We start from the raw sequence: 13,022 nt of genomic DNA on the forward strand, positions 1-13,022 counted from the left end.
CCACTCGCCCGCTACCCCCAATGCGCCTCCCCATCCTCCACTTTCTGCTTCTGCCATGCCTCACTGCCATGACCGCAGAACCTTCTGGTAAGGGTGGCGGATCATCCACCACCGCCCTCAAACCCCACCCCTCCGCCCTGCCCAACATCCACGCTCCAGGCGAGGTGGACCGGCCGGATATGGTGGCCTTTATCGTGAGTGATCCCGCAACACTTGCCGGAATCGTGGTCGATGAAACTTCCGCCACGCTGGAGGGCGAGTGGCAGTACTCTACGCACACACCGCCATACGTGGGGCTCGGCTACATCCATGACCTGAAGGCGGGCAAAGGGAAAAAGTCCGTCACCTTCACCCCGGACCTGCCAAAGACCGGCTGGTATGAGGTGCGCCTCGCTCACTGCTACAATGTACGCCGCGCCACGAACACACCCGTGACCATCCACCACGCCGATGGCGAAAAGCAACTGCGCATCAACCAGCAGGAAGAACCCGAGCACGGCAAACTCTTCCGCACGTTGGGCGTGTTCCGCTTTGAAACCGGACTCCACGGCTGGGTGCGCATCTCCAATGAAGGCAGCGACGAAGGCAAGGTGGTGATCGCCGATGCCGTGCAGTTCCTGCCTGTCCCAGCACCTGGAGAGCAATCCTCAGTGCCGAATGCCGGACGCGGCCCTGCGAGCGCTGGTCTCTGGCCGGCGTATTCAAAGCTCGCACGGTGCGGAGTTTGCAAGGCCAAAAACGCCAGCCGGAGGCCACAGCTCCCAGGGCCGTTGCAGGTTGAATAGCGTTTCCTCCGTATAGAATGGTGCCTCGCTGTGAAACTGACTCCACAACAAGAATCAACCTGCACCATGCGCTCCCTTTTCTCCGTTCTGTTACTGTCTGCACTTGTTCCGCTCATGAGTGCAAAGGCTATCCACGCTCAAGCCCCCCTCGCCTTCCCCGGCGCTCAAGGTGACGGCGCCACCACCGCAGGCGGACGCGGCGGCAAAATCATCCGCGTGACCTCGCTGGAGAACACCGGCCCCGGTTCCCTGCGGGAGGCCGTGCGTGTGAAAGGACCACGCATCATCGTCTTTGAAGTCGGCGGTGTCATCGACCTCAAGAAGACCACGCTGGTCATCTCCGAGCCGCACGTCACCATCGCGGGGCAGACCGCGCCATCTCCAGGCATCACCCTCATCAAGGGCAGCCTCGTGGTCTCCACGAATGACGTCATCATCCGTCACCTCGCCGTGCGCCCGGGCGAAGCCGGCCATGAAAAGAAGAGCGGCTGGAATGCGGACGGCATCACCACCGTGGGTTCTGCCAATGTCATCTTCGACCACCTCTCCTGCACGTGGGCCACGGATGAAAATCTCTCCACCTCTGGCGACCGCTTCAAGGGCGAGACACCCGATGACTGGCGGAAGAACACCTCCCACCACATCACCATTTCCAATTGCCTCATCGCCGAGGGACTCTCGAAGTCCACCCATGACAAGGGCGAGCACTCCAAGGGCACCCTCATTCACGACAACACCTCACACATCAGCGTCATCGGCAATCTCTACGCGTGCAATGTGGAGCGCAATCCCCTCGCCAAGGGCGGCGCGCAGGCCGTCATCGTGAACAACTGGATCTCCAACCCCGCGCGCAACGCCATCCACGCCGCACTCGTGGACAGTGAATGGAAAGGGCACGAACATGAGCGCCAGCCTGCAAAACTCGACATCGTGGGCAATGTGCTGGAGCACGGCGTGGACACGCTCGAGTACGTGTCCCTCTTCGGCTATTACGAGAAAACACCCCTCGAGGTGCACATGCAGGACAACCTCGCCTTCATGCTCGATGGCAAACCTGCCAAACTCACGCGCGGGGAGAAGTTCCCCCTGGAAAAGGAACGCCTCTTCTGGCCCGCAAATCTCGAAGCCATGCCCGCTGACAAAGTGAAGGAACATGTGGCGAAGAACGCCGGCTCACGTCCATGGGACCGTGATCCCATCGATGCCCGCATCATCGATGCCGCCCTGAACCGAAAAGGCAAAATCCTCAACAGCGAACAGGAAGTCGGCGGCTATCCCGAAGTAAAGCCACCCGTCACGCAGGCGTTCAAGGAAGCTGAGTGGAATCTTGAAACGATGGAGCGGGTGAAGGGCGGGAGTTAGAACACCTCAGGCCTCAGTCTCCGAAGTTCCCTCTGCGGCTCTGTGTCTCTGCGTTGAATCCCATGCAGCCGGCCACACCCAGCACTCCTTTACCGACGCCCTCTACTTCAGCATCTCCGTGCTTCCCGCCTTCGTCACGCGCCCGAGCAATTCCCCCTTCACCCGCCGGTCTTCGGTCCCGGGGAAGGCCTCCATGGACTCCACGTGTCCATCCACAAAAAGAATGTTCGCCCGGTTGGCATGCCGGAAGTGAATCGTCTTGTACGACTCATTGATGATGTAGAACTCCTCAATCATCGGCTTGCCGGGGCTGGCCGGAGCCTGGAACGTATTCACCTGGCCGCAGTCCCCCATGAGAATGACGGACGATCCATTCCGCAACGCGGAGATGTTCATGCACCTGCCTGTCATGCGACCGCCGAGAGCCCAGTTGTATCCATAGCCATAGCTCGCGCCCTTGAACTTGGCCTTCCAAATCGCCGCTCCGTAGTTGAATCCCTTGCAGACCTCCACACTCCCCACCGTCTGGATGTAGGGGTAGAGGGGGCCTGCCTCACGGTCCAGCTCGCGGTCTCCCTCCGATGTGCCGGGTTGGTAGGGCTCCTTGCCGAAGTACCACTCTCTTGATCCATCCCTGTTATTTTTTACATAAGGTGGAAAAAATCCTCCGTTGTCCGAGACATACAGATGCACCGCGCTGCCGAGTTGCCGTAGATTGCTCGAGCAGTTCGCTCGTGTGGCCAGGCTCACGAACGTGCGGTACCCCCCAAACACCACCGTGGCCAACACCGCCATCACGCACATGGTCACCAGGAGCTCCACCAAGGTCAGCCCCGGCGCGTGCGAGCGCCCCACCGCACCCGCTTCGAGTGGTTTTAGTTCAGTGGCATGACACTTCATGACGGCGACGTGTGACAACGCAAAAACATTAACGATACACTACACCAGCCTGCCGCGCGATCGCCGCACGATCACGAGGCCAATCCCCAGCACGAGAAACAGTGCACGACTGGGTTCCGGCACGATGAGGTATACATTGTATGGCAGGCCCGAGGCTGAAACGAGCATCTCTACCCCGGAAAAATCTGCCAGCGTGGGCTGCACGCCAACGGGAGAAGCAAAGTCATAGATGGGGAAGCCCCATGCATCTTCCTCGCCAGTTGGCGTCAGTGCGCCGAAGGTGTAGGCATCAAAGCTGCCGTTCGTCAGGTATCGAGTGCTCAAGCCCACCGGAGACTGCGTCCAGACACCGGAGGCAAGAGTGATATTGATGTCCGGGGGGTCCACATAAAAGTTCGAATACGTGCCTCCCGCGGCAAAGTAGCCCCATTGCGGTCCATCGGGATAGGAGCCAGGAATCACCTCGGGGCCACCCGCCATCTGGAAAGAATATGGAATCCCATAGCTAGGACTCATTGTGCCCACACTGTTGGAGTAGATGCCACTGGCCGTCGCAACGCCATTGCCGAAGATAGCCGCAATCAGCGCCTCACCAGTGTTTACCAGAGGCACAGGGGTACCAGGGGGAGTCGGTTGATATCCTGGAATCGTCAGCTGCCCAGTGTACTCCACTCGGAACTTGTATGTTTGATAGGCACCACCTGAACCCAAGGGGCCCTGCACCATGAAGTAGGAACTGGAGGTCCCCTGTGCCCACAGCGTGCTGGGTGCGACCAAATAGAGGGCCACAGCGCAGGTGGCCAGAAGTGAGGACAAAAAGACGTGCCGGGGACGAATCATCGGGAGGGAGAACGAGGATTTCTGTAGGACGAGCCTCCGCCCTTGTCTATGTCTTTCTTAGACAAATTCCCCCTTGTCCCCTCGCCTCTTCTGTCGTTTGATGCAGGCATGCTTCAAGACCGGGCTGATCAACGCTCCCACAACGCGACCACTACCATCTGGTTTCCCCTCATCCTCATGGCGGGAGCTCTTCTTCTTCGTGTGCTGGCGCAGCAGGGCATCGTCACCGGTGTGCCGAATCTGAGCCCGCTCGTCGCGTTCGCCTTCGCGGGTGCTGTCATGTTCCCCCGTCCGCTTCCGTGGTGGTCGTGGGCTCTCATCCTGCTGGTCATCGACTGGGCCTGCGATGGCTTCAGTTTCTCCGCCGTGACGCAGGGAGGCCGCTATGAAATTCTCCTGGCCTATGCTTGCTACGTCTTCGCCGCCTGGTGGGGCTCCCGTCTGCGCGACCGCGCCGGCATTGTAGAGACCCTTGGTGGCACGCTGGCATGCAGCGTCCTCTTCTACGTCGTGACGAACACCATGTGCTGGTGGATTGAGCCCTACTACGGCAAGAACTTCGACGGCTGGGTGCAGGCCCTCACCGTGGGCATCCCTCCCTACCCGAGCACGCTTGTGTTCTTCCAGCACTCCTTGATTGCCGACCTCACCGGGGCCCTGGTCCTGGTGCTCGTGTACAACACCGAAGCTGTGCTGCGCCACGTGCGTGCGCTGCCCCTCGTCGGCCGCAGCACCGCCGCGACCGCCTGAGTGCAGGTGAAACGCAAAGCAACGAAGCAGCTTCGGATCGGAGGTTAGGCTTTCCAGCCTGACAGTGGTCGTTAGGCATTCTTGCCTGACGGCAATAGCACGCTCAACTCGCCCTTCGCGCTGCATGGACGACTCCGGTTAATTGGAAGCGACGCAGCGGTGTGATATCAGCATGCGGGCGCTTTTGCTGACTCGCCACAACGTCAGGCCAGAGGCCCAACGTCCACTGTCAGGCTGGAAAGCCTAACCTCCTTCAGTGTCTTTGCTGCTCGCTGCTTTCGCTGCTTTGCGTTTCCCAACAAAGCAGCGCACCACTGGTCCAGCGCGACAGTCCTCCACCGTCGCACCGCTTACCGCTCACCGTCGCACCGGCCCTACAGCTTCCGCTCCGCCACTTCCGCCGTGATCTCCTCCACGAAGGCTGCGAGCGGTTTCACGCCGAGGTCGCCCTTCTTGGAGTGACGGATGGCCACGTTGCCGCTGGTCGCTTCCTTCTCGCCGAGCACCAGCATGTAGGGCACACGGTCGAGCTGGGCGTTGCGGATCTTCGCGCCAATCTTGTCGGAGTCATTCACCAGCGTCACACGCAGGCCAGCACCCTTCAGGGCGCTGAGCACCTCGGCAGCGAAGGCATCGCTCTTCTCACTCACGGTGAGAATGCGCACCTGCTCAGGCGCGAGCCACGTGGGGAAGTGACCGGCGAAGTGCTCAATCAACACGCCGCAGAAGCGCTCCATGCTGCCGAAGGGCGCACGGTGAATCATCACGGGACGATGCGCCTTGTTATCCGCGCCCGTGTACGTGAGGTCAAAGCGCACCGGCAGCACGTAGTCCACCTGCACCGTGCCCAGCTGCCACTCGCGACCGATGACGTCCTTGATCACGAAGTCGATCTTCGGTCCGTAGAAGGCGGCCTCACCGGGCTCTTCCGTGAAGGGCACGCCCAGGCTCTGCGCCGCGGCGCGGCAGGCGGCCTCCGCGAGGTCCCACTTCTCGGCATTCCCCGTGAACTTGCTGCTGTCCGGGTCACGCAAACCCACACGCACGCGGTAGTCATTCATGCCCAGCGTGGTCAGCACCGTCTTCACGAGGGAGAGACAGCCGAGCACCTCCTGCGCCACCTGCTCTTCCGTGCAGAAGAGGTGCGCATCATCCTGCGTGAAACCACGCACACGCGTCATGCCGCCGAGCTCACCGCTCTGCTCCCAGCGATACACCGTGCCGAACTCGGCGAGGCGCACCGGAAGGTCGCGATACGACTTCGGCGACTGCGCAAAGATGCGGATGTGATGCGGGCAGTTCATCGGCTTCAGCAGGAAGCCGTCGTACAGGTCATCATCCGGACGCACACGCTCCTCAGGGATGGTGTCCGCGCCCGTGCGGGAGTTGATTTCCTCACGCAGCTTCTTGGAGATGCCATCCAGGCGCTCCATGACCTCGGCGCAGGTGCAGCCCTCGGCGGCGGCCTTCTTCAGGTCGTCGTTCTCGATGACCGGGGAAAACTGCGACTCCTTGTAGTACGGGAAGTGACCGCTCGTCTTGTACAGCTCCAGCTTGCCGATGTGCGGCGTGAAGACCTGCTGGTAACCCTGCTTGCGCAGTTCCTCGCTGATGAAGTTCTGCAGTTCCTGACGCAGGATCGCGCCCTTCGGCAGCCACAGGATGAGGCCCTGGCCCACCTTCTCATCGATGGCGAAGAGCTGCAGTTCGCGACCCAGCTTGCGGTGGTCGCGCTTCTTCGCTTCTTCGAGCTGTTCGAGGTGCTTCGCGAGCTCTTCCGCCGTGGGGAAGGCCGTGCCGTACAGGCGCTGGAGCTGGGGCTTCGTCTCGTCTCCCATGTAGTAGGCGCTGGCCACCGACATGAGCTTCGTGTTCTTGCACTTCGACGTGTAGTTCACATGAGGCCCGGCGCACAGGTCCAGGAACTCGCCATTCTGATAGCAGGAGATTTCCTCCCCTTCCGGAATCTTGGCGATGAGGTCCAGCTTGAACTGGCTGGGGTTCCCCGGGCGCTCCGTGAGCCCGCCGAGGCGGCCGCTCTCCGCGAGCGCGATGGCCTCCTCACGCGTGATCACCTTCTTGTCGAAGCGCTGGTTCTCCTTGGCGACCTTCTTCATCTCCGCCTCGATTTTCTCGAAATCATCCGGCGTGAGCCGGTGCTTCATGTCGAAGTCGTAATAGAAGCCACTCTCCACGGGCGGCCCGTAGGCGAACTGCGCATCCGGCCACAGGCGCAGGATGGCGGTGGCCATGACGTGCGCGCAGGAGTGACGCAGGCGCTCCAGATCAGACATCTGAGCGCGTTCTTCAAGGGTCTTGCGTTCGGCGGACATGGCGGGGAGGGGTCAGAATGAGGTGGTGAGAATAAAAAGGGGCAGGCAAGATTGACCAGATGGGGAAATCATCAAGCCGTTTGCGGGGGCAAAGGTGGGCACCCACCAACGTAGCTCGCCAGTCCCTTGGCGAGTCAAAAGCCGGAAAGGCATGGCGCGACCATCAAAAGCATAGAACAATACCACCGTACTTGAGCCACCGGGCCATGCACTGCAACGCCCCGGTCTTGGCACTTGCCTGATGCTGCCACGGTTCCTTGCACCAACGACGAACACCTTCCCATGCTTACCGTGGACGACCTCAAATACCTCGAACTCATCACCGACAAATCGCGCCTTGTTGGTACCAATTACTTCGAGTTCTACCCCAGCGATTGCCTGGAGCTTCCCACCTGCTGGAATGAAGGGTCCCTCTACATCTCCGACATGAGCTTCAGCGCCATTGCTCCGGCATTTGAACGCGCTGTTCCAACATTCGGCTACAACGACTTCAACCGCTTTTCCGCAGACGAGCTTCGCAATGTCGAACGCGAGTTATCTGCGTTCATCGCCACGCTTGAATCCGCCACAAGCCACGACCAGATTCTTCCCGGCTATCAGATTGAGCGTTGGAGCGGCGTTCCCATCGAGAGTCTGGTCCCTGCTCTCGTACATGCGGTCTCGGGCATCTCCGCATTCTGCCGCAAATCGCGCGAACAGCCGGGGGTTCTTTGGGTGCTCGGCATGTAGCTCTCCAAATGCCCTCGGCGGGACAACTACTGACCACCACGCGCAAACACACTCGGCGCACACCCCACCTTCTTCCGGAAGGCCGTACTAAAGGCGCTGGCTGATTGATAGCCGATATCCTCTGCCAGTACCTCCAAGCCCACGTCTCCACGACGCAAGGCATCCTGCGCCAGGCTCATGCGCCACAGGGAGAGGTACTCCATGGGAGCGCACCCAACCTTCTCTGAGAACCGAGCCGCGAATGCAGAGCGCGACATGCCCACATGCTCGGCGAGATTCGCGACGGTCCATCCACACTGTACGCGGGCATGCATAGCCCCGAGGGCTCGTGCGATGGAAGGCTCACGCAAACCCGCCATCAATCCCGTAGCCATGCTGCCGGGGTCATAGTCATGGGAACGCAATGAGTCCACGAGCAGGACCTCCAGCAGCCGCGCGAGGATCATTTCACGTCCCGGTCTGTTCCCCGAGTACTCATCCATGATGAGCGAAACAAGGCGCGAGAGCCGGCTGGTGTCCGACTCCGTGGAACGCAGGTGAATCCTGCCCGGCAACAGCGCGAGAAGGAGCTTCCCATTCGACAGCTCCGTTTCAAAAGTTCCGCCCAACATGCGGAAATCTGGCTTCCCCTTCTGCTCGCCGTGCCTCACGCCCGTTCGTGAAGGAACACCCGTGACGCAACGCACACCCGGCTTGCTGTAGAGGGCAAAGGCAGGCGTGGACGTCAGGAGCAGAAAGTCCCCCTTCTCCAGCCGCAATGGCGTCCTGCCTTCCATGGTCAGCCAGCACTGCCCTTCGAGCACCACACAAAAGCTCGGTGACGGTGTTGCGGCATAGCGGACACCCCAAGTACCGCGTCCCGAGATGGGTTTGGAGAAGACTGCATGAGGCCGCAGCAGCGCAATGATGTCATCAAGAGGGTTCATTCTGGACGCTTGGTAATGCCTTGCGGACTCCCGATTATGGTTCGTCCAACAGTAGCAGAGTACAGTGCGACATCACAAATCAAAACGAACCAAATCGAATCATGAGCAAAGCAAGAACCCTCTTCATCACCGGCGCATCCTCAGGCTATGGCAAAGCCACCGCGCAATACTTCCTCGACCATGGCTGGAATGTGGTGGCCACCATGCGAAAGCCGGATGCCAGTCTCTTCAAGGCCGCTGGAGGTCGCCTCCAAGTGCTCCCACTCGACGTCACCAATGCTGACAGCATCAACAGCGCCTTCGTTCAGGCGACAACCACCTTCGGTCGCCTTGATGCCGTGGTGAACAATGCAGGCATCGGTCTGCTGGGCGCTTTCGAAGCCACGTCAGAGGCACTGCTACGCGAAATCTTTGAAACGAACACCTTCGGCGTCATGTCCGTCTGCCGCGCCGCCATTCCCCACCTGCGCCAGCAGGGCGGCGGTGCGCTCATCAATGTCACCTCCAGCACTGCCATCGCGCCCATGCCTCTCGTCGCCGTCTACGCCGCCAGCAAGTGGGCCATTGAGGGGTTCACTGAATCACTTTCCCACGAACTCGCCCTCTTCGGCATCAAGACACGCATCGTAGAACCGGGCTACGCCCCCAGCACGAACCTCGGTGCGAATGGCGCCGAGCGCATGCAGGGCCTGACTCCCCCACCTTACGATGCCTTCGCCCAAGCCTACTTCGCGAAGCTGCAAAACTATCCCACCGCCTACTCCACCGAGCAGGACATTGCCGAAGCCGTCTTCCTCGCTGCCACCGATGAAGGTGACCAGATCCGCTACCCCGCAGGCGCAGATACCAGAATGCTCGCCGAACTCCGCTGGTCCACCTCCGAGGAGCACTACATGGCCAAAGTGCGCGAGATGTTCGGGGCGGGTGCTTAATGTAGCTCGCCAGTCCCTTGGCGAGTCAAGAACGGATGCTGCAGCCATGCCAAAGACCCCGTTTGCCCCATGTCACTACGGTGTACTCTGCTCTGAACCAGCCACCTTCTTGCGAGCCGCCTTCATGATATCATCCGTGCCCCATTCATAGCAGTCGGCATCGTAGAGCCTAAGTGCGAAGTCCGGAGTCTTGCTGAGTTCCTTCAGCTCGCGGCTTTGTTCGAGTATGGCAGTCGCTTCAGCGCACACACCCAAAAACAACTCGGAGACACTCTCGGGTTCCTCATTCTCAGATTCCAACTCTTCCTCGACGAGTCGCTCAAAGAGTTCACGGTGCGGTTCGTTTGGGCAGCCCCGGTCAGGACAATTGTACTGGTACAAAGGAAACTCCCATGACTCGTAGTGCCAACGACCCAGCATCTCCAGAATCTGGGCATCCGTGTGCTTTTCGTAGCCAACGGAATCGGAGCGGAATCGCATAGGTCCATCGGCTAACCCCTCCTCGGTGTTAAGATAGACGCTCATCGTCCAATTTTGCCCCAGCTCAATGACGATGCCATAGACCTGCTTTGCGGCGTTCGTCTGGCTGAAATGCGCGATGACTTGACGCAGGTAGTTCGCCAGTTCGTCTCTGACTAGATGCCAATCTACTTCTGAGACATCACTCCACTCCTGAATCCTGAGCGCGTAAGTCGAATCCATGATGCGGGGAAAGTGCGCGCGCTGACCAACAAATGCAACCAGACTACACAGCCACCACTCACCCGACTACCGTCCGCACATCCCCTGCCCTACATCACGCGCCGCCGACGCCGCGATACCAAGGCCCCGGCACCAACCAACAGCAGCAGCATCCTGCCAGGCTCGGGAACCGCCGCGATGGACACGGTGACGTAATACCCGGCGCCGGCGCCGCTTTCCACAATGTAGGGATTGAGTTGGAAGTCCCCCAGAGTCGTGGTGCCCAGTTTGATGTTCTGATAAGAAAGCATCGACAGGGAACTGCCAGCCCAGTCGATGAGCTTCCACGACAGCCCTTCTTCCCAAAGTGAGGTGTCCTCGGCCTTGATCTCGATGATGGCATTGTCGAGGCTCAGTGAACCGGTGGTGACGATTCGGAGCGAGTCATTCACGTCATCGTTGAAGTCCGGCGTCGAGAGAAAAGACCCGGGCTCGAAGAGATCGAACTGCAACGTGCCATTAAGGTTCACATTCACATTCAATCCTGTCCCCCCCAAGGTCAGCCTCCGATTGGGTTCGTAGCTTACGCCGTGACCTGCGCCCACCGTGATCTTGCCCGCATTGAGCGAGATGCTCCCCCCGTTTCCAGCGGTGATGGCGCCGCTCCCTCCGAGAGTGCCACCCGAGTTCACAGTGACTGACCCCGTGCCCGTGGCAGAGCCCGTGTCACTACCCACCATGAGCGTGCCCCCGTTCACCGTGGTTCCGCCGGAGTACGTATTCGCACCTGTGAGGCTCTGCACGCCAGCGCCATTCTTGACCAATGCCACAGTACCGGCTCCATCCTTGATGACACCGGAGAACTCCACGCTGCCGCTTTCCGGGGCAGTGGTGATGGTGGCCGCGCTCGCGCTGGTATTGGTGATGACACCATTCGCGGAGACCGTTGCGACAAGGCCTTCCACGGTCTCCGTCTGACCATTGAGATCCAGGGTCGCCACGTTCGTGCCGCCGTTGAACCGCACCTTGGTGCCATCCGGCAACACCCCTGAGGCTCCCAGACGCAAAGTGGTGATGTTTCCAGAACCGAGGCCGATGATGGTGTCTCCCGTGTAGTCATTGGTGGTGCCGCTCAGAATGAGGAAACCGCTATCATTGTGCACCCTCAGGTCACCGGTGCCTGTGATCCTGCCATTCACGGTCAGGGTCTTGTCCCAACCAGCGCGGAATCCACCGCCTGCGGCGCCCAGAGTGATGACTCGCGCGGCATCCAGCACCAGATTGGAATCATTGTTCATCAGCACGCCACCATCGAGGGTAATCATGCCGCTGTTGGCGCCAAAGCTGCCATTGCTCGTGCCACGAAGAAAGCCTGACTTCACAAGGATACCGCCCGTGAAAGTGCTGTTCGCCGCTGAGAGGGCGACCACACCACCGGTCCCAGTCATGGCAATTTCCAGGGAGCCGTCACCTGTGATGACATTGGCCGAACCGTAGGTATTGCTCCTGTTGAAAAGCAGCTTCGTGCCCGCCGACAGGTTCACCGCGCTGTTGTTGTTCCCCAAGGTGCCCGTGGTGCCACCGTTACCAATCTGCAAGATGCCGCCCGTTACGTTGGTGACGCCATAGTTGTTGTCCTTGGTCAGGATGAGCTTGCCATCGCCCTGCTTTGTCAGCGTGCCATTGCCCGCCGAGGCGCCAAAGATGGCGTTGTTCACGGTGTAGTCGTTGCTGCGATTGATCACCAGGGAGGTGCCGTTGGACATCGTCACATTCCCCACACCCAAGGTACCGGAGATGCCTCCATTGCCGATGGTGAGTGTACCGCCGGTAATATTCGTAGTGCCCTGGTAGGTATTGTCCCCGGTAAGCACGACATTGCCACCGTCTGTCTTGGACAGGTTGCCTGCACCGGAGATCGCGCCGTTCACGGTGAAAACGGTTCCGCCGTACACGCGGATGGTGCCGTGGTTGCTTCCCAATTGGATGGAACGCGTGGCATCCAGCGAGATGTTCTGATTGTCATTCATCAGCGTACCCCCATTCAGGATCACGCTGTTGTTCGCATCTCCCAGGGCCTTCTGTGCATTGGCTGCAGTGGAGTTGTAGATCTGGAGCACGCCACTGTTGACCGTGATGGATCCAACGAATGTATTCACCCCGCTCAAGCGGGTCCAGTTCGAGCCACTCGCCGCGGTGCCATTCACAGCCATGACGATATTTCCCGTGCCGGTGATAACGGACTGGATGTCATCCTTGCCACCAGCATTTCCGGCGACGTTGGTGATGGAGAGACCTCCGGTGATATCAATGCTTCCTCCGGTAATATTGGTGACACCCCCCTCCTGAAACTCGATGGAAGGCGTGGCCACAGTGCCGGTGATGGCCACATTCCATGCGCCCGTACCATCCGTGCCAGCGCAGAAGACCACGCCGCTGCCATTCACCCAGCCTGAGGTGGCAGCGGTGCCATCAGAATTGGTGCTCCAGTAGGTGTCACTCGTCCAGCTTCCTCCTTTATTGCCGGAGCCTGTGGTGGCTCCATTGGTGTCCCAGTAGAGTGTGGTCTGCGCCACAAGTCCCTGCGCAATCACCACGCACAGGAATGCGGTGAGCCAGGCTGAGGTTGGAAGAGATGTGAAGAGACCGCGACGGAAGGGGGGATGTACGATCATGAACAACTGTCTTTGGGGGGCCTCCTGCGTAGCCAGCCCAAAGCTTCCTTCAATACATCTCGGGTCACGATACGTTCACATAAGGTCCATGACCATTCCGTTGACGATT

At 59.9% G+C, this 13,022-nt stretch carries 11 protein-coding genes; 5 read left to right on the top strand and 6 right to left on the bottom strand.

The window, feature by feature from the left end; genetic code table 11:
* Positions 1-68: 68 nt before the first annotated feature.
* Both G5S37_RS18980 and G5S37_RS18985 read left to right on the top strand, forming a co-directional pair.
* A complete protein-coding gene (locus G5S37_RS18980; protein WP_206026055.1) occupies positions 69-785 on the top strand; it encodes a xanthan lyase in 717 nt (238 codons plus the stop codon).
* A 114-nt stretch (positions 786-899) separates the two neighbouring features.
* A complete protein-coding gene (locus tag G5S37_RS18985; RefSeq protein ID WP_165206024.1) occupies positions 900-2,147 on the top strand; it encodes a hypothetical protein in 1,248 nt (415 codons plus the stop codon).
* Between the two features lie 102 nt (positions 2,148-2,249).
* Here the strand turns inward: G5S37_RS18985 and G5S37_RS18990 are convergent, their stop codons facing one another.
* Both G5S37_RS18990 and G5S37_RS18995 read right to left on the bottom strand, forming a co-directional pair.
* Positions 2,250-3,047 (bottom strand): H-X9-DG-CTERM domain-containing protein, encoded by a 798-nt coding sequence (locus G5S37_RS18990; RefSeq protein WP_165206025.1) that lies wholly within the window; start codon positions 3,045-3,047, stop codon positions 2,250-2,252.
* Positions 3,048-3,086: 39 nt separating this feature from the next.
* Positions 3,087-3,863 carry a PEP-CTERM sorting domain-containing protein gene (locus G5S37_RS18995; protein WP_206026056.1) on the bottom strand — a complete coding sequence of 259 codons (777 nt, stop codon included), beginning with the start codon at positions 3,861-3,863 and terminating at the stop codon, positions 3,087-3,089.
* Between the two features lie 132 nt (positions 3,864-3,995).
* On the opposite strand from G5S37_RS18995, the gene G5S37_RS19000 reads away from it, so the two are divergent.
* Complete coding sequence (locus tag G5S37_RS19000) at positions 3,996-4,637, top strand: DUF6580 family putative transport protein (RefSeq protein ID WP_165206027.1); 642 nt, start codon at positions 3,996-3,998, stop codon at positions 4,635-4,637.
* Positions 4,638-5,011: 374 nt separating this feature from the next.
* On the opposite strand, the gene thrS is transcribed toward G5S37_RS19000, so the two are convergent.
* Positions 5,012-6,970, bottom strand: a complete 1,959-nt coding sequence (gene thrS, locus G5S37_RS19005) for a threonine--tRNA ligase (RefSeq protein ID WP_165206028.1) — start codon at positions 6,968-6,970, stop codon at positions 5,012-5,014.
* Positions 6,971-7,252: 282 nt separating this feature from the next.
* Between thrS and G5S37_RS19010 the strand changes: the two genes are divergently transcribed.
* Positions 7,253-7,699: a hypothetical protein gene (locus tag G5S37_RS19010; protein ID WP_165206029.1), complete on the top strand. Its 447-nt coding sequence runs from the start codon at positions 7,253-7,255 to the stop codon at positions 7,697-7,699.
* 26 nt (positions 7,700-7,725) lie between these two features.
* On the opposite strand, the gene G5S37_RS19015 is transcribed toward G5S37_RS19010, so the two are convergent.
* On the bottom strand, positions 7,726-8,625 hold the full coding sequence (locus tag G5S37_RS19015) for an AraC family transcriptional regulator (RefSeq protein ID WP_165206030.1): 900 nt from the start codon (positions 8,623-8,625) through the stop codon (positions 7,726-7,728).
* 101 nt (positions 8,626-8,726) lie between these two features.
* Between G5S37_RS19015 and G5S37_RS19020 the strand changes: the two genes are divergently transcribed.
* Positions 8,727-9,557: an SDR family oxidoreductase gene (locus G5S37_RS19020; RefSeq protein WP_165206031.1), complete on the top strand. Its 831-nt coding sequence runs from the start codon at positions 8,727-8,729 to the stop codon at positions 9,555-9,557.
* A gap of 75 nt (positions 9,558-9,632) precedes the next feature.
* Here G5S37_RS19020 and G5S37_RS19025 read toward each other — a convergent pair whose 3' ends face one another.
* Positions 9,633-10,259 (bottom strand): hypothetical protein, encoded by a 627-nt coding sequence (locus tag G5S37_RS19025; protein ID WP_165206032.1) that lies wholly within the window; start codon positions 10,257-10,259, stop codon positions 9,633-9,635.
* An 89-nt stretch (positions 10,260-10,348) separates the two neighbouring features.
* Positions 10,349-12,913, bottom strand: coding sequence for an autotransporter-associated beta strand repeat-containing protein (locus tag G5S37_RS19030; protein ID WP_165206033.1), 2,565 nt, complete (start codon positions 12,911-12,913; stop codon positions 10,349-10,351).
* Positions 12,914-13,022 lie beyond the last annotated feature (109 nt).

Origin of the sequence: Roseimicrobium sp. ORNL1 (assembly GCF_011044495.1) — a bacterium.
Classification (GTDB): domain Bacteria; phylum Verrucomicrobiota; class Verrucomicrobiia; order Verrucomicrobiales; family Verrucomicrobiaceae; genus Roseimicrobium.

Excerpts from the sequence above, each read along its gene's own strand:
- G5S37_RS19010 (WP_165206029.1), top strand. The coding sequence starts at position 7,253 with ATGCTTACCGTGGACGACCTCAAATACCTCGAACTCATCACCGACAAA.
- G5S37_RS19025 (WP_165206032.1), bottom strand. The coding sequence starts at position 10,259 with ATGGATTCGACTTACGCGCTCAGGATTCAGGAGTGGAGTGATGTCTCA.
- thrS (WP_165206028.1), bottom strand. The coding sequence starts at position 6,970 with ATGTCCGCCGAACGCAAGACCCTTGAAGAACGCGCTCAGATGTCTGAT.
- G5S37_RS18990 (WP_165206025.1), bottom strand. The coding sequence starts at position 3,047 with ATGAAGTGTCATGCCACTGAACTAAAACCACTCGAAGCGGGTGCGGTG.
- G5S37_RS18980 (WP_206026055.1), top strand. The coding sequence starts at position 69 with ATGACCGCAGAACCTTCTGGTAAGGGTGGCGGATCATCCACCACCGCC.
- G5S37_RS19030 (WP_165206033.1), bottom strand. The coding sequence starts at position 12,913 with ATGATCGTACATCCCCCCTTCCGTCGCGGTCTCTTCACATCTCTTCCA.
- G5S37_RS19015 (WP_165206030.1), bottom strand. The coding sequence starts at position 8,625 with ATGAACCCTCTTGATGACATCATTGCGCTGCTGCGGCCTCATGCAGTC.
- G5S37_RS18985 (WP_165206024.1), top strand. The coding sequence starts at position 900 with ATGAGTGCAAAGGCTATCCACGCTCAAGCCCCCCTCGCCTTCCCCGGC.
- G5S37_RS19000 (WP_165206027.1), top strand. The coding sequence starts at position 3,996 with ATGCTTCAAGACCGGGCTGATCAACGCTCCCACAACGCGACCACTACC.
- G5S37_RS19020 (WP_165206031.1), top strand. The coding sequence starts at position 8,727 with ATGAGCAAAGCAAGAACCCTCTTCATCACCGGCGCATCCTCAGGCTAT.